The following is a 24,574-nucleotide window of genomic DNA, read 5'->3' on the forward strand; positions in this document are numbered from 1 at the left end:
CCCCTCGCCATGCAAGAAACCAAATCCACCTGCCCCTACTGCGGCGTAGGCTGCGGCGTGATCATCGAAAGCAACGGTCCCCAGATCACCGGCGTGCGGGGCGACCCGAACCACCCCGCCAACTTCGGCCGCCTGTGCACCAAGGGCTCGACCCTGCACCTCACGGCCAGCAGCCCCATCACGCTGCAGACGCGGCTGCTGCAACCCCAGCGCCGCGCGCACCGCGCGGATGCGCCCCAGTCGCTGTCGTGGGACGCCGCCCTGGGTCTGGCCACCGAGAAGTTCGCCCACATCATCCAGCAGCATGGCCCCGACGCCGTGGGCTTTTACGTCAGCGGCCAGTTGCTCACCGAGGACTACTACGTCTTCAACAAACTCGCCAAGGGCCTGATCGGCACCAACAACATCGACACCAATTCGCGCCTGTGCATGAGCAGCGCGGTGGCGGGCTACAAGCAGACTCTGGGCGCCGACGCGCCGCCGGCCTGCTATGACGATGTGAAACACGCGCAGTGCCTGTTCATCGTGGGCAGCAATGCGGCCTGGGCGCACCCCATCCTGTTCCGTCGCATCGAAGACGCACGCGCCGCCAACCCGGGCATGAAGGTCATCGTGGCCGACCCGCGCCGCACCGACACCGCTGGCATGGCCGATCTGTTCCTGCCCATCCAGCCCGGCAGCGACGTGATGCTGTTCAACGGCATGCTGCACCTGATGCTGTGGGAGGGCTGGACGGACGCCGAATACATCGCCGCGCACACCACCGGCTTTGACGAACTCAAGGCCCTGGTGCGCGACTACACACCCGAGCGCGTGGCGCAGACCTGCGGCATCAGCGTTGCCGACCTGACCACTGCGGCAAGATGGTTTGCTGGCCTTGACGGCCAGGGGTTCGCCACCCGCAAACCCACCCTGAGCCTGTACTGCCAGGGCCTGAACCAGAGCAGCAGCGGCACCGCCAAGAACGCTGCGCTCATCAACCTGCATCTGGCCACCGCACAGATTGGCAAGCCCGGCGCAGGCCCCTTCAGCCTGACGGGCCAGCCCAACGCCATGGGCGGACGCGAGGTGGGCGGCCTGGCCAATTTGCTCAGCGCCCACCGCGACCTGGCCAACCCCCAGCACCGTGCCGAAGTGGCCGCGCTGTGGGGCGTGGCCGATGTGCCCAGCAAGCCCGGCAAGACGGCCGTGGAGATGTTCCAGGCCGCAGCCGATGGCGAGATCAAGGCGCTGTGGATTGCCTGCACCAACCCTGCGCAGAGCATGCCCGACCAGGCTACCGTGCGCCACGCGCTGCAACGCGCCGAGTTTGTGGTGGTGCAAGAAGCTTTTGCCACCGCCGCCACCTGCGCCTATGCCGACCTGCTGCTGCCCGCCACCACCTGGGGCGAGAAAACCGGCACCGTGACCAACAGCGAACGCCGCATCTCGCGCGTGCGCCCCGCCGTGCCTGCCCCCGGCGAGGCCCGCCACGACTGGGCCATTGCGGTGCAGTTTGCGCACCAACTGGAGGCACGCCTGCGCCCCGGCCAGCCCACGCTGTTCCCCTACACCACGGAGGCCGCTGATGCGGGTGCTGAAACGGTGTGGAAAGAGCACCGCGAAAGCACACGCGGGCGCGACCTGGATATCACCGGCCTGTCGTGGGAGATGCTCGAATCCCAAGGCCCCCAACAGTGGCCGCTGCCTGAAGACACCACCACCGGCAAAGCCCGCCTGTACGAAGACGGCGTCTTCCCCACCGCCGACGGCCGCGCGCGTTTTGCGGCCCACGCCTGGCAGCCGGTGGCCGAGCAGCGCGAATCGCGATACCCCTTCAGCCTGACCACCGGCCGCCTGCGCGACCAGTGGCATGGCATGACGCGCACCGGCACCCTGGGCCGCCTGTTCGGCCATGTGGCCGAGCCCAGCGTGCAACTGCACCCACAGGACATGGAGCGGCGCGGCCTGAAAAACGGCGACCTGGTCTATGTCACCAGCAAGCGCGGCACCATCGTCGTGCCCGCCCAGGGCGACGCCACCGTGGGCCTGTCGCAGGCTTTCATGGCCATGCACTGGGGCAGCGAATTTTTGAGCGGCTGCTCGTCCACCGGCGAGCGGCTGGCGGGCGTGAATGCGCTCACCACCTCGGCCTACTGCCCCACGTCCAAGCAGCCCGAACTCAAACACGCGGCCGTCAAGGTCCTCAAGGCCGAGCTGCCGTGGACGCTGCTGGCCATGGCCTGGCTGCCCGCCGACAGCGCCCAGGCCACGCGCGAGGCGCTGTCTGCGCTGATGGCGCAGTTCCCGTTTGCGAGCTGCGTGCCTTTCAGCAACAACACGCCGCTGAGCGAGCCCGGGCGGGAGCGGGTGGGCGTGCTACTGCGCGCCGCCGCGCACGAGGCCCCGCCCGACGCCACCGTGGAGCGCATCGAATCCCTGATGGGCCTGGCAGGCACAGACACGCTGCGCTATGCCGACAAAAAACGCGGCCAGCGCCGCGCCGCGCGGCTGGCGCGGCATGGGGACAGCACCACGCTCGAAGGCATCGTGCTGGCCGGCGACACCAGCGCCGAAGGCTGGCTCAAGACCCTGCTGCAAGAAGAATTGCCCGCCCAGACCTACGGCCGCCTGCTGCTGGTGCCCGGAGCCAAGGCGCCCGTGGCCGTGCAGTCGCGTGGCAAGTCGGTGTGCACCTGCTTCAACGTGACAGACGCGGCCATCACCGCCGAGCTAGCGCACTGCCACGGCACCGACGACGACCGGCTGGCACAACTGCAGGGCAAGCTGCGCTGCGGCACCAACTGCGGCTCGTGCATCCCCGAACTCAAGCGCATGGTGCGGGCCACGGGGCCGCTGGCGTCCAAACCCATGGCGCAGGCCGCCATATAACCAAAAGTTCTCTGAGTTGCGAGAAAATTGCACCTCAGCCCCACCTCGAACACCCACAAGGACTTGTGCAACAGGGCTCCAGCTAGGCATTTTCGGCGCAGACAGTACGCTTGTACGGCAAGCCGAAATAACGACGCTGGAGCCCTGTTTCACAAGTCCCGCCAACTAACACCATGGGCATCAGTCAGTACATCAAGGAGATTGGCCGCGGCGCGCGCGGCGCCAAGCCACTGTCGCGCGAGCAGGCCACCGACCTGTTCGGCCAGGTGCTGGACGGGCAGGTGAGCGACCTGGAGATCGGCGCCTTCTGCCTGGCCATGCGCATCAAGGGCGAGACCTCGGAGGAGATGTGCGGTTTCCTGGACGCCACGCACAGCCGCCTGGCGCTGCTGCCCGCCACCGACCGCCCGCTCGTCGTGCTGCCCAGCTACAACGGCGCGCGCAAGCTGCCCGTGCTGACGCCGCTGCTGGCGCTGCTGCTGGCACGCGAAGGCCTGCCCGTGCTGCTGCACGGCATGCGCACCGAGGCGCGGCGGATTCTGGCATCGGATGTGCTGCTGGCGCTCGATGTACCTGCGCTGGAAGCTCCTGAAAAGATAGCTAACGGTTCTGTGCGGCACATCCACACCCAGCACCTGCACGCGGGCCTGGCGCGCCTGCTGGCCGTTCGCGAGGTGGTGGGCCTGCGCAACCCGGGGCACAGCGTGGTCAAGCTGATGAGCCCCTGCGCGGGGCCGTCGGTGGTGGTCACGGCCTATACGCACCCTGAATACTTCGAGATGCTGCAAACCACCTTCCGCACCCTGGGCATGAGCGCGCTGCTCTCGCGCGGGCTGGAAGGTGAGGTCGCCACCGACCCACGCCGCACGCCGCGCTACGACGGCTTTGTGCACGGAGCGCATGCCGTGCTGGACGCGCAGCAGCCCGGCACCGCCAGCGAGGTGCCCGGCCTGCCCGCCGAGATCGACGTGGCCACCACGGCCACCTACACACGCCGCGTTCTGGCGGGTGAGCTACCCATTCCACCGGCCATCGAGCGGCAGGTGGAACATATCTTGCAGCTGGCTGATCAAACTGCTTCGGAGACATCCCCATGAGCCGCCCCACGCCCCCCACCACCCAGCCCGCATCCACATCCCACCTGGCCACCGGCGGCAGTTGCACCCTGGTGGGCGCAGGCCCGGGCGACCCGGAGTTGCTGACGATCAAGGCCCTCAAGGCCATCCAGTCCGCCACCGTGCTGCTGGTGGATGACCTGGTGAGCGATGCCATCGTGGCCCATGCATCCCCCACGGCCCGCATCGTGTACGTGGGTAAACGCGGTGGCTGCAAGAGCACACCCCAGGCCTTCATCGAAAAACTCATGCTCATGGCCGTGCGCGAGGGCGAGAACGTGGTGCGCCTCAAGGGAGGCGATCCGTTCATCTTCGGGCGTGGCGGTGAAGAGGTGGAGCACCTGCGTGCCGCAGGCGTGCAGGTCGGCGTGATCAACGGCATCACGGCGGGCCTGGCCGGGCTCACCTCGCTGGGCGCGCCACTCACACACCGCGAACATGCGCATGGTGTGGTCTTCATCACCGGCCATGCCAAGCCGGGCGACGCGGGCACCGACTGGCAGGCCCTGGCCCGCACCGCCCGCGATGCCAAGCTCACGCTGGTGATCTACATGGGCGTGAGCGGTGCTGCCATCATCGAGCAGGAACTGCTCACCGGCCTGCCAGCCGACACCCCCGTGGCCGTGATCCAGCACGCCAGCCTGCCCCAGCAGCGCCATGCCGTCACCACGCTGGGCAGCCTGCACGCCACCATCACGCGCGAGGGGCTCGCCAGCCCCTCGGTGATTGTGGTGGGCGATGTGGTGCGTGGCGTGGCCCTGGCATCACTGGATGCGGCGCAGGCCTCCCAGGCCTTGCGCGTGGGCTGACGCACAGCGCCGCCCCCCCAATCTCCTGACCATCGGACGCAGCGCTGAGCCCAGCGCTGGGCCGGGCCTATGCACGCCTTTTTTCTGATCGAACCCCACACTGCGCAACCCCACATTGGCCCAGGTATTGCTTGATCGCAAGCATCTGAATGCCACAAGCACAAGGAACACCATGGCAGCCTACCCCGCCCCTGCACGCACCACCGGCATGCCCATGCTGCCCTCCGCCCCCGCAACAGCACAGCGCGACAGCGGCATGTCGCTGGTCAACCTGGCTGCGCGCCAGCGCATGCTGTCGCAGCGCATGGTGCTGCAGACCGTGCTGGCCGCACGCGGCAGTGACCTGCACCTGAAAGCCGCACGCAGCACCCTGGCGCTGTTCGCCGACAGCCAGGCCCGCCTGGTCGAAACACCGCGTCACCTGGACGCCGTCAGCGCCGACATCATCCGCCGGGTGTACCAAGGCCCCACGGGGGTGCGCGCCACCATCGATCAGTTTGCACAGCAGGTGGACACCGCACTCGGCCTGACCGAACGCCAGAGCCCGCGCGTGGAAGAAGCGCTGGCCCGCCTGGTGGAGTCCACCGACAGCGTGCTCGACGCTCTCAACACCGCCACCACCGCGTTTGACCAGGTGAACAAGGCCCAGTCCGAAACCCTGATGAAGGAACTCGCGGGCATCGTGGCCTCCATCCAGACCGTGGCGCGCGAGGCCAAGGTGGTCAGCTTCAACGCCCAGGTGATGGCCGCCCGCGCAGGCCAGCACGGCCGCGAGTTTGCGGTGGTGGCCAATGTGCTGTCCGGCATCACCAACGAGATCGATGGCCTGTCGCTGCAGGCGGTGTCGCTGGCCGGGCGCAGCCGCAGCGGCAGCAACAACTGACTGCCTGCTTCGGGCCGGGACCGCCGACGAATGGCGGTCTCCACACCAGAATCTGTCCAAAGACGTCTGTACATGCTTTTACAATTCGCGTGACAGAGAAGCGCGCCCGCATGCAATCTGCCGGGCCCCTCCTGGGGCGCGGCGCAACGGCGGCACGCGGACACGAGACATACGGGCATTTGCCTCTGACCTGCAGACAACCAAGACACACAATGAAGCTGACAACCCTGTGCAAAAACCTCGCTTTGGCCGGCTGCGTGCTGATGGGCAGCAGCGCAGCCTGGAGCTACAGCATCCAGGCCGGCAAGGTTGTCAACGACGCAGGCCAGGTCATTCAGCTGCGCGGCGTGAACTGGTTTGGTTTTGAAACCAACACGCATGTGGTGCATGGCCTGTGGGCCCGCCACTGGAAGGACATGATCACGCAGATGCAGGCCCAGGGGTTCAACGCCGTGCGCCTGCCGTTCTGCCCCGCCACGCTGCACGGCTCGGCCCCGCCCAGCAGCATCGACTACGGCCGCAATACGGATCTGCAGGGCCTCTCAGCCATCCAGGTCATGGACAAGGTGGTCAACGAACTGAGCGCGCGCGGCATGTATGTGCTGCTGGACCACCACACCCCCGATTGCCAGACCATCAGCGAGCTTTGGTACACCCCCAGCTACAGCGAGCAGCAATGGATCAGCGACCTGACCTTTGTGGCCCAGCGCTATGCATCGGTGCCCGGCGTCATCGGCATTGACATCAAGAACGAGCCCCATGGTGCGGCCACCTGGGGCACGGGCAACCACGCCACCGACTGGAACCGTGCTGCAGAGCGCGCTGCTGCAGCCGTTCTGCCACTGGCCCCCCACTGGCTGATTGCGGTGGAGGGTGTTGGCGAAAACCCCAGCTGCTCCAGCAACAGCGCCCATTTCTGGGGGGGCAACCTGGAGCCCCTGGCATGCACGCCCCTCAACATCCCGGCCAACCGGCTGCTGCTGGCCCCGCACACCTACGGGCCGGACGTGTATGTGCAGTCGTACTTCAACGCGTCCGACTTCCCTGGCAACATGCCCGCGATCTGGGACCAGCATTTCGGCCAGTTTGTGCAGGCGGGTCATGCCGTGGTGCTGGGTGAATTCGGCGGCAAATATGGCCGGGGCGACACACGCGATGTGCTGTGGCAGAACACGCTGGTGGACTACCTCGTTGCCAAAGGCATGCGCAGCGGCTTCTACTGGTCGTGGAACCCCAACAGCGGCGACACCGGCGGCATCCTGGACGATGACTGGACCACCGTGCGCACGGACAAGGTGCAATTGCTGCAGCGCCTCTGGGGTGACGGCACCACCACACCCGCCCCCACGCCAACTCCCACCCCAACCCCAACCCCCACGCCGGTTGCCAATTTCTCGGTGGTGCAGACGGTGAACAGCGACTGGGGCTCGGGCTACTGCCAGCAGGTCCAGGTCATCAACATGGGCAACGCCACCGGCAACTGGGCCATCAGCGTCCCGGTGAGTGGCACCATCAACAACCTGTGGAATGCCACCTGGTCCCAGGCTGGCAGCAATCTGAACGCATCGGGCGTAAGCTGGAACCAGACCCTGTCTCCTGGGGCTGCTGCAGAGTTCGGTTTCTGCGCCGCGCGCTGAGTAACGCTCGCACAGATCAAACCCCGCCCAAGGCCTCTGCCATGCTGAGGCCTTTTTCATTGCCGGTTCTTTTCCTTATCCACCAGCGGTTTCACGCACCTGCCTGAAGCGCTCCGCCAGCTCCTTGCGCAAGGATTTGCGCAGCAGGGCCGCATCCCAGCGGCGGCGCTCGTCGGGGGAGGAAGGCGACAGCGGCGGCACCTGCACGGGCTTGCGTGACTCGTCCACAGCCACCATGGTGAAAAAGCAGCTGTTCACATGCCGCACCACCTGTGAGCGGATCTCTTCGGCCACCACCTTGACGCCCACCTCCATCGACGAGCTGCCTGTGTAGTTCACGCTGGCCAGAAAAGTCACCAGCTCGCCCACATGGATGGGCTGCAAAAACATTACCTGGTCCACACTCAGCGTCACGGTGTAGCAGCCCGAATAGCGGCTAGCGCATGAATACGCCACCTGGTCGAGCAGCTTGAGGATGGCGCCGCCGTGCACGTTGCCCGAAAAGTTGGCCATGTCGGGCGACATGAGCACGGTCATGCTCAGTTGGTGTGAAGGGATGTTCATGCAGCGATTTTAGAAAGCCGTGTGCGCTGCGTCGCGCGCAAATGGGGCCCCACGCACTGCGGGTGGCAGCTTCGCTACACTCGCGCAGCACCTGCTGACCGGGTGCGAGGAGGAACCGATGATCGAACTAGAAAAACTCAACGAATTCACCGAAAGCCATGGCGCATTGCGCACCGGAAAGGGACTGGTGTCGGGCGTGATTGCGCTCACGCTGGCCATTCTGTGTTTTCTGGGCGTGCTGGCCTTTCACTTCCCCGAGTACCTGACCACGCCCCAGCTGCGCAAGAGCTATGACGTGACGGTGATCCGCACCATCATGCTGGTGGCCATGGCGATTGCAGGGGGCATCTCGCTGGTCAACATCCTGTTCAACCGCGCGCGCTGGCTGGCCACCTTTGCGTTTGCCATCGTGGCGATCACCGCGCTGCTGGGCGGCCACAAGGTGGAGGTGGACCCGAACTTCCCTGACAACACACCCTACATTGGTCTCGACTGGTTCATCCTGGACCTGCTGGGTAGCTCGCTGATCTTCATCTTCATCGAGAAGCTGTTCGCGCTGCGCAAGGACCAGCCCATCTTCCGCGCCGAATGGCAGACGGACTTTCACCACTTCATCGTCAACCACATGGTGGTGGGCTTTGTGCTGCTGGCCACCAACCTCATCGTGCACAAGTTCTTTGGCTGGGCGGCCAGCGACGGCATCCGGGGTTGGGTGCAGGGCCTGAACTTCTGGGTGGCGCTGTTCCTCATCGTGCTGGTGGCTGACCTGGTGCAGTACTGGACCCACCGCGCGTACCACGAGGTGCCCACGCTGTGGCGTCTGCACGCGGTGCACCACAGCGTCAAAAGCATGGACTGGATGGCGGGCTCGCGCCAGCACATCCTGGAGCTGCTCATCACCCGCACGCTGGTGCTGGCCCCCATCTACGTGCTGGGTTTCAGCAAGGAAGTGATCGATGCGTACATCGTCATCGTGGGCTTCCAGGCCGTGTTCAACCACGCCAACGTGAGCGTGCGCCTGGGGCCGCTGCGCTACGTGCTGGTCACGCCCAATTTCCACCACTGGCACCACAGCCAGGACCAGGAGGCGCTGGACAAGAACTACGCCGCCCACTTTGCGTTTCTGGACTACCTGTTTGGCACCGCCGTCAAAAGCACCAAGCTCTGGCCCGAACACTACGGCGTGCTGGGTGACTACGTGCCCAACGGCTTTGTGAAGCAGTTCAAGTTTCCGTTCACCTGGAAGGGCTGAAAACGGCGACTGACTCCCCGCGCCTGCAGGCCGTCCAGCGGCCTAGAGAGCGTTGAGTTCCTCTTCGAGCTGCCTCAGCTGCTCACGCAACTCGTCACTGCGGGCGTCACACGCGGCCTTGTCCTTGGCAGCGGCCGCTGCACGGTCCTGAGGAAACTGGTTGCCCGACGGCAAGGTGCCGCGCCGCAGCGGGCCCGCCTGGGCCGTGGCCTCGGCAGGCTGGGCCGTGCATTCCTGCTGGTTGCGCACGAGGGCGGCACGCGCCTGAGGCACGCCCTGTGTCTGCAGATACTGCTTGCGCTGCCACGATGCGCCGAATGCGCCCTCCTTCCCCGCAGAGGGCGCAGGCCGGATGGGCGTAGCCCCCTGGATGGCGGGCCGCACGTCGATCTTCTCGCCCTCGCCCACACAGGGCGCATCCTGAAACGACACCTTGCCATTGGCATCCGTGCATTTGTTGACTGCCCAGGCCGGGGCCACAAGGCCCAGCACCAGGAGGCAGGCGGCGTAACGGATCGGATTCATAAAAGCAGTCCTCTTCAGGTCAATGGCACATGCTACCGCGCAGCACTGCGCGACTGCGGGCGCATGGGTCGGACCTGTCGTTACGTGCTGTATCCGGGCCAAAGCGAAAGGGCGCGCAGCTGTCCCTCATTTGACGCCTTCCCGGTAAAAACCCGGTGAATGCACCACCGGCAGCCCTCCTAACATCGCCGCACCCTGGGGCCACCATGGCCCCGCACCCGGAGACACCGTTTGATGATGAAGCCCCCCTTTGCCTTGCACACCGACCAGCGCCCGCCCGTGGCGCTCCGCCGCCACCTTGTGCTGGCACTGGCCGGGGGCGCGGCCCTGGCCAGCCTGCCTGTCCATGCGCAAACCGCCCAGGGCAAAGGCGACATCCTGATTGGCCGCTCCACGGCCCTGTCGGGCGGTATGGCGCCCTTTTTGTCCCCCATCCACGAGGGGCAGGACGCCGCCATCGAAGATGCCAACGCCAAGGGCGGCATTGGCGGCCGCAAGATCCGGCTGGTGACGCTGGACGATGGCTTTGACCCGCGCCGCGCACTCGACAACGCCAAGCAGCTGAGCGAAAAGGACGGCGTGCTGGCGCTGTTTGGCGTGGCCGGCACCTCCCAGGTCATGACGCTGCGGCCTTACCTGGCGCAAGCCAAGCTGCCACTGATCTCCGTGTACACAGGCAGCCCCGCCATCCGCGCGCAGCAGCACCCCTACCTGTTCACGACCCGCGCCAGCTATGCCGACGAGCTGGTGAAGATCGTGCGCAACCTCGTGGCAGTGCAAACCTCGCGCATCGCCGTGGCCTATGAGAACAACGACTTCGGCAAGCTGCTGCTGCCCCTGGTCGAAAAAACCATCGCGGCCGAGGGCGCGGCACTGGCAGGGTCGCGCGCACTGGCATCCTCGGGCGACGACGCCAACGACGCAGCCAAGGCACTGACAGCACAAAAGCCCCAGGCCGTGCTGCTGGTGGCGGCAGGCCCGTCGGTGGTGGCCTATGTGCGGGCCAACCGCGCGCACCTGGGCGCGCCCATTTACACCCTGTCGCTGGGCGCAGGCACCGCCGTGCTCAAGGCGCTGGGCGACGACGCGCGCGGCCTGGCCGTGGCGCGCACGGGCCCCTCGCCCACCAAACCCACCATTGCGCTCACGCGCGACTTCCAGGCGTCCATGAAGCGCCACGACAAGCCCGTGGACTACGACCGCTACACCGGCTACATGGACGCGCGCGTGCTCATCGAAGGCCTGCGTGCAGCGGGCCCCGGCGTCACCCGCGCCAGCCTCGCCCAGGCCATGGAAAGCCTGGGCAACCTGGACCTGGGCGGCTTTGGCTACCAGTTCAGTGCGCAAAACCACCATGGCTCCAACTATGTGGACATCGCGGTGGTGGGCTCTGGCGGGGTGTACCGCCAGTAAGCGCCGGTTGATGGGAGTTGAGATAAAGGAAGAGTGAGAGGCGCGATAAATGGGAAGAAACGGGAAGACCTGGGGCAAAACGGGCCGGGGGTTCTGAAAATCTCTTTCCCATCACGAAAACAAGGCTCAGAAGGAAAAATGGCGCCAGTGAGGCGCCATTTTTGTTCGTGAGGTCCTATCAATCGCTGGTTGTCATGCTCCCACCTACGAACTCAGCATCCGAGGCCATGATACCGCCAGCGTACACGGCGCGGGGTTTGTGCAAGGAGGCTCGCAGCACATAGCCCTCCAGCTCCCACAGCTTGGACCTGGCCGCAGCGATGGCGTTGTCCGCCGCGATTCCGATACCGATGTGGGCCTTGAAGTTCTCCGGGCTGATACAGCCCGAGTAGCCAGTGGCCACCACGTAGCCATCGGGCAAAGCAGCCACCGCCATTGTGGATGTCGTGCCAGGGAAATGGTGGGTTTTGATCACCAGGTCAGCAACCAATGAGTCGATGTGCTCCTTCGTGACGCGCGGAGCAACGTCGGCGCCGCTCGCGCGAATTTGCCGCTCAATGGCCTCGTCCGAGTCCAGTGGGGGCTCCTGGGTGACGTCGAGGAAGGCCACTTTGCTGTCCACCAACGCCTCTGCCGGTTCGTAGAGCGCAGAAGCCAGACAGACCGCACGGGTCAGCTCGGGCGACGCGCCACAAACTTCAATGGCGGCGATCAATTCGTGAATCTGGCGAAGGATAGGGTGCTTGCTGAGATTGGGCATGAAAGATCCAAAAAATGGCAGGTCGAGCCGCCTGCAGTCGGCGTGTTTAAGACTCAGCTCTCCATCAGGTAGGAGTGCACCAGGCGGACGATGTTGGCTTTGTCATCGTCAGACGCGCCCAGGAACGGCCGCGCCGGGATGTCGCCCCAAGGAAGCGGAAAGCTACCCTGGCGGGTCTTGTAGAAGCCAAACCCGAACTCCCCGGACTTCGCCCCATAGTGGAAGGTGCCCGCATAGATCATTGGGCTGCCGATCGCCACGGAGTCATCGCCCTGCAGCTGGTAGTTGATGGTGGTGCTCAGCGCGCGGGTCTCCCCGGTACCGGGCTTTTTGCCCGCCAGCTTGGCAGCGCTGCGTTTGGTGAACTCGCCGTCCTTCTTGCGCGCGAAGTTGGCGCTGTATCGCGCCAGGGTCAGCGCGCTGTTCGGAGCCCAAGCCGTGCCGTCGGGCCCGGTGGCTGTCGCAAAGCGCTGTTTTGTGGACTCGGCCATGTCTTCGCCGATCTCCAGCAGCACCGGCTGCATGTTCCTGGCACGGGCAATAAAGCCGTGCAGGTAGTCCAGGCCGCTGCGGTCGGTCAGTTCAATCAGTTGCGCCATGGAAACCTACCCCCTAAAATCAGGATGCCTTGTGCACATCGGCTCCCGGCGATTCACGCCGGTCTCGTCTAGGACGTAGAGGTCGGGGACACAGGGCTTTTTCATTTCTGTCCCGTCTTGATGGCTAGGCTGATCAGCTTCAAGGCCCGGTTGCGTTTGCCGTGCAGGATCTCGAAGACGGCACGAAACACCTCCCCGTCGATCTCTTTGCGGACCAACACGCGGGTTTCACCATGGCGGCCCAGCTCGCTGCCAGGCGAAGTCTCATACGCCTCATTGATGAACGACGCCACGTGCTGATAGTCAGCGGGAACAACAGGCCGCTGGCCCTTGCCGTCCCAGCGGTGCTCCTTGTCGGTATGGCGCACGTTGTCCTCGGGCAGCAGCACAAGGTAGTTGTCCACGTCCTGGCCGGTCGCAGCCTTCACCCTGGCGGCGGCGTCGGGCTCTACAAAGCCCATCCACAGATCTTCATTGCGCAGCGTGCCATCCCGTACACGCTGAACAAAGTCCGTGACGCGTTCAGTCGTGTTGAGGTGCCGGTTCACATCGACGGACAACATGCGCTGAATGGCTTGGGGGTACGTGACCAGCTTGTCTTGAACGAAGCTGCGCAGTTCATCCCCCGCTCGGGCGCCTGGTGCGTAGTTCCAGCCTTCATCAATGCCCACGGGGGCATTTGTGGCTGGATCGGTCTCGTCCCAGCCCTGGGGCGGGGCTGTAGTGTCACCTTCGGCCGGTGCAGCCACGGCCACCACCCGGCACTTGCAACCCCAGCCATTGGGCGGAAAGTGCGTATTCCAAAACGGGTCATCGTGGCGCAGGGTCAGGCGCATGTCTCCCCAGCGCTTGTGGTGTGGCCGTGGGCTGACCACGCTGTCGTTGTGCACATAGCGCCAGAACGGGCGGCGGCTGACCAGATCAGGGTCCAGCAACTGCGCTCGGCGCCCAGCTGCGTAGGAGGTCATCAGGTTGGTCTGGTAGATCACGCGGGTGCGCCAAGCCTCTCCGGCCTGGCTGCCCTCGCCCGTCCAGCCCGTCCATCCGTGCTTTGCCACGATGTCTGCAAAGTTTTTGCGGAACTCACCAATAGAGCCACCCTGGACGGCCCTGTCCACCGCCTGTCGTAGATCGTGCAAAAGGTCCGCCTTCATTGCACCGGCAACCACAAACGCCCGATCGTGAGCACCAAGCTGAATGTCGCGCCAGCTCTCCGTGGGCAGATTGAGTTTGCGCCGCAGCGCGTCGATTTGCTCCTGGAACTGTTGGCGCGCCCCCTCAACAGAAGAACGGGCAATGTCCCCGATCTCAGCCACGAACGCTCTCCTGGGCGGCCTGATCACGTCCCTGCAGGTGTGCCAGCTCAAAGGCCAGCGCCATCAGTTCGGTCAGGTCTTCGGTTGGCAGCTCGCTGTAGGCGTCAAGCAGTGCCTCTTGCAGCTCCTGCGCATCTGTATGGGCATGCACCAGGCTGCGCAGGTCACGCAGCCAAGAGCTGATCACGGGCGCCCCAGCGGCCGCCGCCTCTCGGGCGGTAATGCCTGGTGCCGGGACTCGTTCCGCGAACTCCACGGCAGGCCCGGGCAGCGATGCAGAAAATGGTGAGGTGATCACCTCGGGCTTGTCCGCAATGTCACCCTCCTGCAGCTTGTAGACGCGCTTCCAGTACTGGGGCTGGAAGTTCACACCCGCACGCGTGAGCGTTTCATCGCGCTCGGCCTGCGTGACGTTCACATCCTCCTCTTCGAAGAGTTCGAAGGTAGGCGCAGGAGCCTGCTCGCCATCGTGCAAATCCGTGATCCAGCGCAACAGCTGGTTCATGGCTGCGGCCGCGAGCTTTGCGTCTCCGTCCCGAATCGTGTTGGCCACCTCCAGGCCTGCGGTCGCGCTGGCCCGGTTGCTATTGGCCTCGGTGCTCTGGTTTTGGCCGAGCAACGCGATGTTGATCTCCGAGCGGCAGTACATCAGCAAGCGCTCGTACAGGTCCGCACTCGCGCCCTTGTCGCCCGCCTCCAGGATGTCAATGCTGGAGTCATCAGGGATGGCGGCCACAGCGTCCTGGATCATCGCCTCCAGCTTGTCCAGCAGCGCATTCACCTCCGGGCCCGGCGTTCCGCGTGGCTGCTTGCCCACCAGCCAGGGCGTGCCGTACTTCTCGGTGAAGGTCACCCAAAACTTGAGGCCACCCCGCATGAAGGTGTCTGCCCAGAAGCACATGGACAGGTCAGGAAAACCGTAGGGGTTTGCATAGCTGGCTTCTTGGCGGGCGAGCAGGAACTTGCGGGGCTCCAGCTCCTCGCCCTGCAGGGGCTGCTGGCGGCTGCGAAACCGCAGCTGCGCCGCGTTATCGAAGAAGAACCACTCCTGCGGCTTGCCGATCACCTGCAGGGGCGCCATTGCACCGTTGAAAGGCCCCCACATCAGTTCCAAGGGCTGGTAGCCGAACAGCACCGCGTCGGTGATCTCATTGAGCAACGTGTCCATGTCATAGGTCGCCAGTACATCGCTGCACAGGCGCGTGACGCGCGCGCTGGCCTTGCCGCGCTCCACCCGCCACTCCAGGGCTTTCACAGCGGCCTTGCGACGACGAATGGGGCCGCCCACAGATGCCCGGCTGCGCATGTCGCGATAGACGCTGATGTCCTTGCCTTGGCGCTTCAAGATCGGGTCCGGATTGGGCAGAATGAACCCGAAAGACATATCCATGCTGCGATCGCGCGTAGCGATCTGCTCGGACAGGCTACTGCGCTGGCGCGTCTCCGCAAAGGAGACGAACTCGGTGGGGGAAACGTAGATACCTCGGGATGTCATGGTCAGTAGCCTTCAAGGGAGAGCGCGCTGCGGCGGGGGCGGCTGGCAGCGTGCACCGGCCCAAAGTTCATGCGCGTTGCCGCGTGCGCGTAGGCGCAGGCCATGGCGTTGTCGCCGTGGCCACCGTCTGCGGTCTTGCCCTCGGGCATGCGGGGCACGCCGCGCACCAGCTTGATAGCTCGGTGAGACTGCAGCAGGCCGTCGTGTTTGGGGATCACCACGGTGTCGTCTTCAAACGCCGCCTTGTAGGGCGGCATGTTGTCCCGGTACCAGCCCTCGGTGGGCATCAGGCGCTCCACCACCGAGCCGTACTTATCGAACGCAGCTTCTCCGATGTAGCTGCCGTTTCCTCGGCTGTCGATCACCATGCCGCTCAAACGTGGCAGCGCATCGGCAATTGCAAACAGCACCTGCAGCTGCTGGTTGTAGGGCACGTTCTTCAGTTCGACTAGGAAGGGAATGCGCACCCGAAGATTGCTGGCAATCTCAGCCGGGGCGATACAGGAAAGGTCACCAGAGCGGCCAAAATCCATCCCCAGCGCATGGCGCAGCTCTGATGTGAAATGGGCCAGCAGCGGCTTGAGATGCTCGTTGATCCAGTCCAGCATCTCGCGTTCGCGCAGGTCAGGCCGGGCGTTGTTGAAGTCGGCGGTACCGGTGAAGCGAATCACTGGCGCGTCCTGCATGCGCGATTCAATCAGCGCACGGCTCAACCAGGCTCCGCCGCCCTTCGCCGGTATGCAAAACAGCTCCTCGTCCTCGTTGGGTTTGTAGCGGTTGATCATGGTCTGGCGCCACTCGGCCTCCCGCTCCAGAGACCACTCCTGTCCGGTCACCGCACAGATCTTGCGATAGAGCCCATCGCGCAGCGCCTTGTCTAGGTCCACACGGTGCACGCTGTATGGATACCGGCCCGCGCGCACATCGTTGATCAGCTCATTGAATGGGTTGTCTTCCCCGTCGTGGGTGCTGATGATGCGGATCTGGCCGCCCCACATGGTCATGGCCATCGCGGCTTTCAGCACCTCCTTGATGTCATCCAGGAAGGCGCCTTCATCAACCACCAGACGCTCACCCGGCCGCCCCTTTGAGCGCAGGTTGCGCGGGCTGCTGGTGAATGCCTGGATCATGTGACCACTGTCGAACTTGATCGTGTACGTGAGGATTTGCTTGTCCTCTTCTTCGATCACCGACTCTTCGATCTGCCCAGCCGCCGCGTTGAAAGCCCGCGCCCAGGTGGCGCAATCCTGGATGAAGCCCGCCGTCATCTCCTTGTTGTAGGAGATGTAGTAAACATTGGCTCCCTCAGCGCTGGCGGCATAGAGCACATCGTCCGCCGCCTCTGCATAGCTGATGCCGATGCGCCGCGACTTCTCCATGATCTTGACCTGCGACTTGTCGGCAATCCAGTCAACCTGGTACTGCATCAAGATGCGTGCAGCCTGGGCCACGGGTGTCTGTTGCATCACAACTGCCCCATGATCGCCGTACGCAGCGCATCTACGCCAGCAGCTGACAGGCCGTGTTGCCTGCCGGTCTCGCTGGCCTGTTGAGCCGCATCCTCCAGTGCCTTCCTGCGCGCTGCTTCTTCGATCTCCTTGCGCACCTCCAGGCTGAACTTCTTCTGCGTGACAGATGCCTTGCCGATCTCGGCCGCGTTCTTGAACAGCTTGTTCACGTCCACGCTATCGGCATCGATGTCCATGTCCATCAGTAGCGTGAAAATCTTCTCCTGCGTCAGGCGCACAACCGCCGAACCAAGCTTGTCCTCATCGTCAGGCGCAGCGTCCACCAAAGCGCGGGCCTGCTCGCTCGCCATCTTGAGCTGGGCCATGCGCTGCTCAAAGGGCGAGCCGTAGCGCTGCAATGCCGACTTGGAGACTTCGGCCCCGCGCACCTTCAGATCGGCGGCGAGCTGCACATAGTCTCCAAACCCGCGCTTCACCAGCTCGGCGTCCAGCCATTCCTTCAGTTCGGGCGGCAGCGAGTGCACTTTGCTACGTGGGGCCATGGGTTACCCCTGCGTAATGCGTGGGCGCGCAATGCCTGGCTGAGCGTCGATCGTGTATTCCACGAACTCGATCCCTGTGCGGGTCAGGTCCACAAACCAGCGGTCCAGCGGATCACGGTCGATGCGCACCGTTTCGCGTGCTTCCAGGTAGTCCAGCTCACGGCGGATTTCTTGATGGGTGGCATCCGGGTAGACCGACTGGATGATGGGCAGCAGCGCCTCGGTGTAAATGCCAACGGGGCGGGACAGGTCAATCGCGGACAGCAGGTGCCAGCGGATGGCCTCACGGCGAGCCTTGAGCGCGGCGGCGGAATAGTTGAGGGTCATTGCATGTTCCCGTTGCGGTTGTCGATGGCGCGCTCTACACGCAAGGCAAAGTTGTCGATGCGGGTATTGATCGTCCCCAGGGCGTGCACGAAGTCATCGCGCCGCACGTAGTCGCGGGGCAGCTCGGCCTGAAAGCGCAGGAACGAGATTTCGAGCTGGCGTGTGGATTCCGCCTCGCTCTTCAGGTCCTCTCCCATCTTTGCGATGGTCGATGCCAGGTCGGCGAATTTTTCGTTGATCCGACGCTCCTGCTGCATGCCGATGTATCGCAGCAGGCCCCACAAAATGCCCAAAAAGGCCCCTGCAATCGAGACAACGGCAGCGACGGTAGAGAGGTCAAAATTCATCAGTTCTTGCGCATTGCGCCTCGGTTGTTTTGCTGGCCCGCCTTCTTCTCCAGGCGCGTTCTGCAGGTCACACACAACTGGCAGCCGGGCACTGCGATGCGCCGCTCTTGCGGTATGTCTTGGCCGCAGTCCGAACAAGAAGCCGCTGAATCAGCGGCCGTTTTTCCCTTGAGCCCTGCGCGCAGCTCCTGATCGCGCAGCGCGTCGGCCAGCAATTCAGCTTCGCGCTCGCTGGCGCGGTCTATGTCGTCCATCACTGCGGCCGCTCCCCATCAATCCAGTTCAAGAGGTCGAGGTAGCGCCCCGCGCACAGGCCGTAGAGGTCGTACATGGCCTTCAGCTCCCGTGCCACTGGGTCCACCTCACCGCTCTCGGGCGGTGCTGGCGGGGGCGACGGGCAGCGCGCCGTGTATTCCGCTGGCAGCGGCTTCTGCAGCCCGTTCCCGGGCTTCGGAGAGGTTCCGCATGACGCGAGCAGGAAACACGCAGCCAACGCGGCTGTCAGCAGTGGTCGTGAGCGCATCGCTCATCTCCTTGGAAGTGGTGTCGTTGACCTTCTCGCGCGCAGCCACTGCCTGGCGAAGGTTGCGGCTAGCAATGCCAGACTGTTTGACCAGGTCGGCGTGTTCGGCCACCTGGTCGGTGAGGGTTTTGAGGGCAGCGCCGTCCTGGCGGCCTTTCTCCAGGGCCTTGCCTTGGTCCAGGCCGTAGCCAAAGCCACCGATACCGGCAGCGATGGCCACCAGCAAGCCACCAACGGCCACAGTTGAAGCGCTGCTCATAGGCCCGGCCCCCACTGCAGGTAGCGTGGCTGGATCACCACGAGGATGCGGTGGGGGTAGCCCAGGTTTTCTTTGCAATGCATGGCTGCGCGGCGGGCTTTGCCGCAAGCCGCATCGACCTGGGCCCGCGAAGGCTGGGCCAGCCCGGTACTGGCGGCCTCCTGTTGCCAATGGCCAAGCCCGCCGTTGTAAGAGCGCAGCGCAACCCACATGCGGTCGTGCGGCGAATAGCGAGCTGGTGCACGGTCGTACAGCCAGCGGTCATAGGTGACCAGGGCGCGAAAGGACCACGCCGGGTTGAAGGGCTGCTGGGATGCCAAGTCAGGGCTCAGCCCTGCGATCCACTTGGTGGTGGCGGGCATGAACTGGGCCAAGCCCTGCGCCCCTACATGCGATACCGCATCGGCACGCCACGCGCTTTCCTGGTGAACCTGGGCGGCAAACACAGCCACCGGGGCATCCATGCCCCAGGATGCGTGAGCAGTCCGAACCAGAAGTGAGCGGTGCTGCAGGGCAGCCTGGGGCACCTGGGCTTGGGCACAGCTCGCGGCAATGGAGATGGCCACGACCGCCAACCAGGCCAGCGCGGGAACTCGTGAATGCCAACGCATCACAGCCCCGCAGCCACACCCAGCACCACGCAGCCCACCACGATGGCCCGCCGCAGCTGCGCCACGCAATACGCGGCCATGTACTCGGCTTTGGCTAAGGGGTAGTCCACATCTCCCTCGGGCTCTTCGGTGCCCTTGCGCCAGTCGCGCCAGAGGAAGGAATCAGGCCGTGCGTAGGGGAACAGCGCGCGGTCGAGCCAATAGCCGATCACGGCGGCCAGCGCAATGAGCGCGGCCTTGTAGAGCACCACCGGCAACTGCACCGGCGATACCACCGCGATCACTGCCAAAAGCAGCGCCGCGAGCACGATGAAAAGACTGCTGCGCGGGGCACGCAGCCAGATAGGGATGTGGTCTTTGAGCGTCATGCACGGCAGGATGCCGCGCACGCGCGAAATGCGAAAAGAAAGCGCTTGAAAAACGACCTACTGCCGGTCGTCGAAGCTTCCCCTCAACTTTGCGAATCCAGGACTTGCCTAGAGGAAGTCTGAGAACAACCTTGCCAACAGCCCTGGAGGGTCTACGGTAGGCCTTTTACCGTCTGAAATCGATTGCTCACGCTCACAAATGATGGTCAGCGTCTTCAGAGCAGGCGGGCATTTGGCAACGATCCTGGCGTAGTCTGAGGCCCATTTTGCAACCTCCTCAGCAGACTCCAAAGACTCGGGAGTCAATTCGATAGATGCGACCACCCCTGCGAATTGTTCCGCCAGTTCTTTGTGAGTTTGCTTCCGGTCAGAGTACGTGTAAACCAGAGAAATCAAGCTCAGCAAAGCTATCGATGGCCCGACTAGAGGCCCGACTTCTTTCAACTGGGAGCCGACAATAGATGCGCCGCCAAGAACCGCAGTTATCGCCTTGGTCCCTTTGTCCAAAAAGTCAAAGAAGCGTTGGCGCCTACGGTGATAACGCACTTGTACCCAAGCGCGATGCAATGTGTTGAGGCGCTTCTCCCAGTCGCCACTTGATCCCGGAGTCATCGAGTGGGTTTAGGTGGGTTCGCAGGCGGGGGAGAAAATGAAACAGTACCTCTACTCTGCGACTTGGCTCCGTCACGGGAATCGTTGGCCACTGATGGTCGCCCACCGGTACTAGGAGCCGGTCGCGACGGCGCAGGCTTTGGAGCGGAAGACGGTTTGGATGCAGGCGGTTTTGAAGCCATTTTTACTTCCTCTGTAAGGCGATGTCGTAGTTGGGGAAAGAGCGCTTTGGTGCTGAGCGGCAAGTCATCAGTTCACACCCCACTCAAGCCGCTTCGCTTGGATCTTGGTCCAGTCGGCGCTGAACTTGCCGTTGTCGAACTCACATGCGGCCTGTTTGGTCACGAAGCCGCCAAAACCGTTGGTGGCGTGCAGCGTCATTCGGAGCACTCGTTTGTCCTCAAACTTGGGCTCGGTGTAGTAGGCGTTTGCAGGGTCACGCAGCAGCGGTTTGTACCAAGCCAGGCACTGATCCGCCTGAACTTCCAGCGCAGATTTTGGGGGCATTGCGGTCTTCGGCGCCGGTTGAACTGGAGGTGCGGCAGGCTGGGGTTGTGCCGAGGTGGGGACTACCGGCAGGGGCTGCTGGGTTGCGTTGCCACTCGCCGGGCGCACTTCAATCTTTTCCCCTTTGCCGGTGCATGGGGCATCCTGAAACACCGTCTTGCCATCAGCTCCAGTGCACCGGTTAATAGCCCAAGCAGGAGCTGCGGACCATAGAGCTATGGTCAGAAAAACGAGCGGTTTGATCATCCCAATTTCTCCTTGTTCATGCGGCGGTTGATTGTCTCGATATAGCGGCGAGCACGCAGCACCTCACTGGGCTTTAGATCCATCACCATGCGCGTGCCGAACGACTTCTGCATCCAGCTAAAAACGGCCTCCCTGTTCTTCAGCTTCCGGATCATCCCCAGCACTTCGCGTTGCTCTGGTGTCGTCAACGATGGGGCTTTGGAGACCTGTGAATCCGGCGCATGGGTGACATGCACGATGGTGACGTTGCCGCTCACCTTACCCACCTGAATCGCGCCATTCCCCTGTACTTTTTGTTTTGGCAGCAGCTTGGCAATCCACGCCAGAAGCTGCTTCGGTAGCTCACCCAAGTTTCACCTCATCTGTTTTTGATACGCGCTTTGCCGCTGACGCTGCCAATCTGAATTGCGTTGTCACCTACGACGTTCTGACCGCTGCCGCGAGCTTGGCTCGCCATTGGAGTGCTGGCACCAAGCAGGGCTCCGAGGGCTGCTCGGCGCACTTCTTTCGACGCATCCCTGAAGTACGTCAGCAACGTTTTCTCTTCCGCTGTAAGCGCCTGCCCTGACTCAGCACCGTTGGTGTGCTGGCCAGTGAGTATGTAGAGGACGTCCATCCCAAGGCCAACCAGCGCAGCCAGGTAGTCAGCGTCTGGACTGCGCTCGCCGGACTCGTAGTTGCGCTGGGACCGAGCGGAGATACCGACGTGGTCAGCCAATGCCTGCTGGCTCAGCCCGAGCGCTTTGCGACCTTCTGTCAATCGGTCAGAAATTGAAGGCACAAATATTCCTAAAAATCCCTTGCAATGCGGAACAAACGTGCCGCATAATTCGCACAACAACACACAAACAAATGCAGCAACGCCAATTGCTGCACAACAACTAGGACGCCAACCACCATGGTCAAAACCCGCGCCGAAGTCCGTAAGGAGTTCGCCAAAAAAGGCTGGTCCATCTCGGGCTGGGCCAAGTCGAACGGCTACAGCCCCAACATGGCCATTGCCATCTTGGCCGACAACGACGTCAACCCTCGCCTTAAGTGCCTGCGCGGCGACTCTCACAACATTGCGGTGCAACTCGGCCTCAAAGAGGGCGAGATATCCCGCACCGTTGGTGTCCGCCAGCTCGCCGCAGCGTGAGGTCCAAAGTGGTGCGTTCTACACCCAATGTAACAAATCGCCGAGACCTTTTTGGCTTCGACGTCACGGTGCCAGTGCTTGGCGTTGGCTACGTGCGCCGTCCAGTGCATGCGCCAGTTCCTGCAGCGTGCGGCCTGCAACCTCAAAGCCCGGCAGCGGTAGTGCTGAACGCCATGCCTGAGCCAGCTGGGGGCCGTCAATGAGGCCCGCAATCTCTAGCGCCGCTGCTATGTGCAGCACAGCACGGCTCACGCCTTCAACGCGGCCTGCCAATTCATCGAAATCTGTTGATTCCATCGTTTCCTCCGTTGCGATGGCTTCAATGTGCCTGCACACCGACTTCCACGGGGAAGTGATTTCGGAGCCGGTGCCTGGAGGGTATTTCCAATGACCCGTGCCCCTTCGAAACGCCAGCGTGCCAACAGCTTGACGCACGCGATGCGCCTGTGCAAAGAGCACGCTCAGGTCAAGCGGCACTTGAGCGTGGAGCGCATTGCAGATCGCATGGGCGTCACGCATGACAGCCTCTACAAGTGGCTGGCTACTGGCCGCATGCCCGCGATCCTCATTCCCGCCTATGAGCTGGCCTGCGGGTGCCACTACGTGACCAACTGGCTCGCGGCCAGTGGCGGCAGCTTGGTGGTGGACATGCCCACCGGCCGCAAGGCGGAGGGTACCGAGCTGCTGGACATGAACAGCAGTTGCGCCGCCGCACTGCAGTTGCTAACCACTTTCTACGCCGCCCCGCAGGCAGCAGACACCGAAGCCACCCTGGCCGCCTTGCGCCTGCATCTGGAGCAGGTGGCCTACCACCACCACAACGTGGCGGCCTACGCCACACCCGAACTGGAGTTTTGAGCATGGACATCTTTGATCAGATCGCTGCTGGCGTGCGCCCCCCACAGCCTTCACTCCTGGACACCAGGACCGTGCGGCCATGCACCGATGTGCAACTTCAGCTGAGCTATGCCCTCGCCAAGCAAGTGCCAGACATGGCGCGAGGCTTCACCATCCACACCAGCTACGGCGAGATCGCCGTGGTGCCGGGCCCGCTCGCCGATCAACTCCAGGCGCTGGTGCGCGAAGCCACTGAGCGCGAACTGGCTGCATCGGGAGCAGCGGCATGAGCGAGAAGACCTACCCCCTGGCCGCGCCCACCCGCAAGATTTGCAACCTGTTTCGGCTACTGGCTGGGCACGAGGTACTTGGCCTGACACCGGGTGAGATCGCCAAGGGTCTCGGCGTGTCACCCAGCTGGGTCAGCCAGAACCTGCCAGCCCTGGCCACCACGGGCTATGTCGAGCTTGTGGCGGGCACCAACCGCTGGCGCCTCGGTGTGGCCTTTGTACGTATAGCCACCACCGTGGCCACCAACCTCAACGCAGCCAAGCGCCAGCTTGATGACGTGAGCGCCCGGTATTCCGTCCCCCTGTAACCCCAACCCGAAAAGAGCTTCATGGCCCGCAAAGAGACACCCGCCCCCGCATCCAAAGAGCCCGTCATCCTGGATGCTGTCATTGCACAGGACATCAGCGCAGCCAACCAGCTGGCCCTGATCACCCGCGAAACCGAAACCCGTGTCCGCGCAGTTGCCCTGCAGATGGGCTACCAGCTTCCCGCCGACGCGACTGACCCCGATCTGATCCAGCGCGACGTTGCAGCCAACATGCGGCGCAGCGTGGAGGCCTGCCTGGAGGTTGGGCGCGGCCTGGCAGTGCTGAAAGCCGCCTGTGAGCACGGCAACTTCGTGGCTCGCCTTGACGTTCTCGGGGTGGATAAGTACGTGGCGGCCCGCTTTATGCAGTCAGCTGCGAAGTTCGCAAAATTGCCGACGTCGGCAACTTTGAAGGCCATCGGCAACCAGTCCAAGCTCTTCGAAATGCTTGTCCTGGACGACGAGCAGATTGAGGAGCTGGAACTCACTGGCCAAACCGGCGAATTGTCCCTGGACGACGTGGCCACCATGTCCGTCAAGGAGCTGCGCGCCGCAGTCCGGGAGGTGCGAGCCGAGAAGGCCGCAGTAGACAAGGTGCTGGCCGACAAGAACACGGCCATGGACAAGCTGCGCGCCCAGGTCAAGCGCATCGCCACCATCCCGCCCGACGACGCCCTGGCGGACCTCCAGCGCGAAGCCACCTCCAACATGAACGACGCCATTGGCGCTATTCGCGGTGGGCTGCGGGCGGCGCTGATCGCCATGAACAACCACGGCGATGAACGCGGCATGCACAGCGTTTTCATGGCCGGGCTGGTGGGCCAGGTCGCTGCTGAACTCGCAACCCTGCGAGAAGAGTTCAACCTGCCGGACGTGTCCAACGCCGCCGACGCAGCCCTGGCGGGCGAAGTGGCGCAGTGGGCCAAGTAATCGCGCTGAGGCCCACCAACC

At 63.8% G+C, this 24,574-nt stretch carries 31 protein-coding genes; 12 read left to right on the forward strand and 19 right to left on the reverse strand.

What is annotated here, in order from left to right; translation table 11 throughout:
• The first annotated feature begins 9 nt into the window (after nt 1-9).
• The 5 genes from ACSQ3O_RS19920 (at nt 10) to ACSQ3O_RS19940 (ending at nt 7,315) form a co-directional block, all read left to right on the forward strand.
• Entirely contained in the window at nt 10-2,871 is a 2,862-nt protein-coding gene (locus tag ACSQ3O_RS19920) for a nitrate reductase (protein WP_436140197.1), read from the forward strand.
• 173 nt (nt 2,872-3,044) lie between these two features.
• Nucleotides 3,045-3,968: a DNA-binding protein YbiB gene (ybiB, locus tag ACSQ3O_RS19925; RefSeq protein ID WP_436140198.1), complete on the forward strand. Its 924-nt coding sequence runs from the start codon at nt 3,045-3,047 to the stop codon at nt 3,966-3,968.
• Entirely contained in the window at nt 3,965-4,795 is an 831-nt protein-coding gene (cobA, locus tag ACSQ3O_RS19930) for a uroporphyrinogen-III C-methyltransferase (protein ID WP_436140199.1), read from the forward strand. The genes ybiB and cobA overlap by 4 nt, the downstream gene beginning before the upstream one ends.
• A 172-nt stretch (nt 4,796-4,967) precedes the next feature.
• The gene (locus ACSQ3O_RS19935) at nt 4,968-5,678 is read left to right on the forward strand and encodes a methyl-accepting chemotaxis protein (RefSeq protein ID WP_436140200.1); all 711 of its coding nucleotides are present in this window, start codon (nt 4,968-4,970) and stop codon (nt 5,676-5,678) included.
• A 212-nt stretch (nt 5,679-5,890) separates the two neighbouring features.
• Nucleotides 5,891-7,315 carry a cellulase family glycosylhydrolase gene (locus ACSQ3O_RS19940; protein WP_436140201.1) on the forward strand — a complete coding sequence of 475 codons (1,425 nt, stop codon included), beginning with the start codon at nt 5,891-5,893 and terminating at the stop codon, nt 7,313-7,315.
• Between the two features lie 75 nt (nt 7,316-7,390).
• Here the strand turns inward: ACSQ3O_RS19940 and ACSQ3O_RS19945 are convergent, their stop codons facing one another.
• The gene (locus ACSQ3O_RS19945) at nt 7,391-7,879 is read right to left on the reverse strand and encodes an acyl-CoA thioesterase (RefSeq protein WP_436140202.1); all 489 of its coding nucleotides are present in this window, start codon (nt 7,877-7,879) and stop codon (nt 7,391-7,393) included.
• A gap of 118 nt (nt 7,880-7,997) precedes the next feature.
• On the opposite strand from ACSQ3O_RS19945, the gene ACSQ3O_RS19950 reads away from it, so the two are divergent.
• Complete coding sequence (locus tag ACSQ3O_RS19950; RefSeq protein WP_436140203.1) at nt 7,998-9,131, forward strand: sterol desaturase family protein; 1,134 nt, start codon at nt 7,998-8,000, stop codon at nt 9,129-9,131.
• Between the two features lie 42 nt (nt 9,132-9,173).
• Here the strand turns inward: ACSQ3O_RS19950 and ACSQ3O_RS19955 are convergent, their stop codons facing one another.
• Nucleotides 9,174-9,656 carry a DUF4124 domain-containing protein gene (locus ACSQ3O_RS19955; RefSeq protein ID WP_298457992.1) on the reverse strand — a complete coding sequence of 161 codons (483 nt, stop codon included), beginning with the start codon at nt 9,654-9,656 and terminating at the stop codon, nt 9,174-9,176.
• A gap of 234 nt (nt 9,657-9,890) precedes the next feature.
• On the opposite strand from ACSQ3O_RS19955, the gene ACSQ3O_RS19960 reads away from it, so the two are divergent.
• The gene (locus ACSQ3O_RS19960; protein WP_436140204.1) at nt 9,891-11,069 is read left to right on the forward strand and encodes an ABC transporter substrate-binding protein; all 1,179 of its coding nucleotides are present in this window, start codon (nt 9,891-9,893) and stop codon (nt 11,067-11,069) included.
• Between the two features lie 178 nt (nt 11,070-11,247).
• Here ACSQ3O_RS19960 and ACSQ3O_RS19965 read toward each other — a convergent pair whose 3' ends face one another.
• From ACSQ3O_RS19965 to ACSQ3O_RS20040, 16 genes are all read right to left on the reverse strand, one after another.
• Nucleotides 11,248-11,829: a Gp49 family protein gene (locus ACSQ3O_RS19965; RefSeq protein WP_436140205.1), complete on the reverse strand. Its 582-nt coding sequence runs from the start codon at nt 11,827-11,829 to the stop codon at nt 11,248-11,250.
• Between the two features lie 53 nt (nt 11,830-11,882).
• Nucleotides 11,883-12,428: a phage virion morphogenesis protein gene (locus tag ACSQ3O_RS19970; protein ID WP_436140206.1), complete on the reverse strand. Its 546-nt coding sequence runs from the start codon at nt 12,426-12,428 to the stop codon at nt 11,883-11,885.
• Nucleotides 12,429-12,529: 101 nt separating this feature from the next.
• Entirely contained in the window at nt 12,530-13,744 is a 1,215-nt protein-coding gene (locus ACSQ3O_RS19975; protein WP_436140207.1) for a phage head morphogenesis protein, read from the reverse strand.
• Nucleotides 13,737-15,239 carry a DUF935 domain-containing protein gene (locus ACSQ3O_RS19980; protein ID WP_436140208.1) on the reverse strand — a complete coding sequence of 501 codons (1,503 nt, stop codon included), beginning with the start codon at nt 15,237-15,239 and terminating at the stop codon, nt 13,737-13,739. The genes ACSQ3O_RS19975 and ACSQ3O_RS19980 overlap by 8 nt, the downstream gene beginning before the upstream one ends.
• 2 nt (nt 15,240-15,241) lie before the next feature.
• Complete coding sequence (locus ACSQ3O_RS19985; RefSeq protein WP_436140209.1) at nt 15,242-16,705, reverse strand: terminase large subunit domain-containing protein; 1,464 nt, start codon at nt 16,703-16,705, stop codon at nt 15,242-15,244.
• Complete coding sequence (locus ACSQ3O_RS19990) at nt 16,705-17,250, reverse strand: DUF3486 family protein (RefSeq protein ID WP_436140210.1); 546 nt, start codon at nt 17,248-17,250, stop codon at nt 16,705-16,707. The genes ACSQ3O_RS19985 and ACSQ3O_RS19990 overlap by 1 nt, the downstream gene beginning before the upstream one ends.
• Nucleotides 17,251-17,253: 3 nt before the next feature.
• Nucleotides 17,254-17,577: a hypothetical protein gene (locus ACSQ3O_RS19995; RefSeq protein WP_063463319.1), complete on the reverse strand. Its 324-nt coding sequence runs from the start codon at nt 17,575-17,577 to the stop codon at nt 17,254-17,256.
• Nucleotides 17,574-17,924: a hypothetical protein gene (locus ACSQ3O_RS20000; protein ID WP_436140211.1), complete on the reverse strand. Its 351-nt coding sequence runs from the start codon at nt 17,922-17,924 to the stop codon at nt 17,574-17,576. Before ACSQ3O_RS20000 ends, ACSQ3O_RS19995 begins: the two co-directional genes overlap by 4 nt.
• Nucleotides 17,924-18,178, reverse strand: a complete 255-nt coding sequence (locus ACSQ3O_RS20005; RefSeq protein WP_436140212.1) for a TraR/DksA C4-type zinc finger protein — start codon at nt 18,176-18,178, stop codon at nt 17,924-17,926. The genes ACSQ3O_RS20000 and ACSQ3O_RS20005 overlap by 1 nt, the downstream gene beginning before the upstream one ends.
• 108 nt (nt 18,179-18,286) lie before the next feature.
• Nucleotides 18,287-18,706, reverse strand: coding sequence for a hypothetical protein (locus tag ACSQ3O_RS20010; RefSeq protein WP_436140213.1), 420 nt, complete (start codon nt 18,704-18,706; stop codon nt 18,287-18,289).
• Nucleotides 18,703-19,317, reverse strand: coding sequence for a transglycosylase SLT domain-containing protein (locus ACSQ3O_RS20015; protein WP_436140214.1), 615 nt, complete (start codon nt 19,315-19,317; stop codon nt 18,703-18,705). The genes ACSQ3O_RS20010 and ACSQ3O_RS20015 overlap by 4 nt, the downstream gene beginning before the upstream one ends.
• A complete protein-coding gene (locus ACSQ3O_RS20020; RefSeq protein WP_436140215.1) occupies nt 19,317-19,685 on the reverse strand; it encodes a putative holin in 369 nt (122 codons plus the stop codon). The genes ACSQ3O_RS20015 and ACSQ3O_RS20020 overlap by 1 nt, the downstream gene beginning before the upstream one ends.
• Nucleotides 19,686-19,793: 108 nt before the next feature.
• Nucleotides 19,794-20,297 carry a hypothetical protein gene (locus ACSQ3O_RS20025; RefSeq protein ID WP_436140216.1) on the reverse strand — a complete coding sequence of 168 codons (504 nt, stop codon included), beginning with the start codon at nt 20,295-20,297 and terminating at the stop codon, nt 19,794-19,796.
• A gap of 249 nt (nt 20,298-20,546) precedes the next feature.
• The gene (locus ACSQ3O_RS20030) at nt 20,547-21,050 is read right to left on the reverse strand and encodes a DUF4124 domain-containing protein (protein WP_436140217.1); all 504 of its coding nucleotides are present in this window, start codon (nt 21,048-21,050) and stop codon (nt 20,547-20,549) included.
• On the reverse strand, nt 21,047-21,400 hold the full coding sequence (locus ACSQ3O_RS20035; RefSeq protein ID WP_436140218.1) for a hypothetical protein: 354 nt from the start codon (nt 21,398-21,400) through the stop codon (nt 21,047-21,049). The genes ACSQ3O_RS20030 and ACSQ3O_RS20035 overlap by 4 nt, the downstream gene beginning before the upstream one ends.
• Before the next feature lie 8 nt (nt 21,401-21,408).
• The gene (locus ACSQ3O_RS20040; protein WP_436140219.1) at nt 21,409-21,894 is read right to left on the reverse strand and encodes a helix-turn-helix domain-containing protein; all 486 of its coding nucleotides are present in this window, start codon (nt 21,892-21,894) and stop codon (nt 21,409-21,411) included.
• A 54-nt stretch (nt 21,895-21,948) separates the two neighbouring features.
• Between ACSQ3O_RS20040 and ACSQ3O_RS20045 the strand changes: the two genes are divergently transcribed.
• Complete coding sequence (locus ACSQ3O_RS20045; protein WP_436140220.1) at nt 21,949-22,188, forward strand: DNA-binding protein; 240 nt, start codon at nt 21,949-21,951, stop codon at nt 22,186-22,188.
• A 63-nt stretch (nt 22,189-22,251) separates the two neighbouring features.
• Here ACSQ3O_RS20045 and ACSQ3O_RS20050 read toward each other — a convergent pair whose 3' ends face one another.
• Nucleotides 22,252-22,485, reverse strand: coding sequence for a hypothetical protein (locus ACSQ3O_RS20050; RefSeq protein WP_436140221.1), 234 nt, complete (start codon nt 22,483-22,485; stop codon nt 22,252-22,254).
• Between the two features lie 90 nt (nt 22,486-22,575).
• On the opposite strand from ACSQ3O_RS20050, the gene ACSQ3O_RS20055 reads away from it, so the two are divergent.
• The 4 genes from ACSQ3O_RS20055 to ACSQ3O_RS20070 are packed head-to-tail and all read left to right on the forward strand — an operon-like array spanning nt 22,576 to nt 24,553.
• Entirely contained in the window at nt 22,576-23,046 is a 471-nt protein-coding gene (locus tag ACSQ3O_RS20055; protein WP_436140222.1) for a hypothetical protein, read from the forward strand.
• Between the two features lie 2 nt (nt 23,047-23,048).
• Nucleotides 23,049-23,315 (forward strand): hypothetical protein, encoded by a 267-nt coding sequence (locus ACSQ3O_RS20060; protein ID WP_436140223.1) that lies wholly within the window; start codon nt 23,049-23,051, stop codon nt 23,313-23,315.
• On the forward strand, nt 23,312-23,623 hold the full coding sequence (locus ACSQ3O_RS20065; RefSeq protein WP_436140224.1) for a transcriptional regulator: 312 nt from the start codon (nt 23,312-23,314) through the stop codon (nt 23,621-23,623). Before ACSQ3O_RS20060 ends, ACSQ3O_RS20065 begins: the two co-directional genes overlap by 4 nt.
• 21 nt (nt 23,624-23,644) lie before the next feature.
• Nucleotides 23,645-24,553 (forward strand): hypothetical protein, encoded by a 909-nt coding sequence (locus ACSQ3O_RS20070; protein ID WP_436140225.1) that lies wholly within the window; start codon nt 23,645-23,647, stop codon nt 24,551-24,553.
• Nucleotides 24,554-24,574 lie beyond the last annotated feature (21 nt).

The sequence above is a fragment of the Acidovorax sp. LjRoot74 genome, assembly GCF_964254355.1.
Lineage (GTDB): Bacteria > Pseudomonadota > Gammaproteobacteria > Burkholderiales > Burkholderiaceae_C > Acidovorax.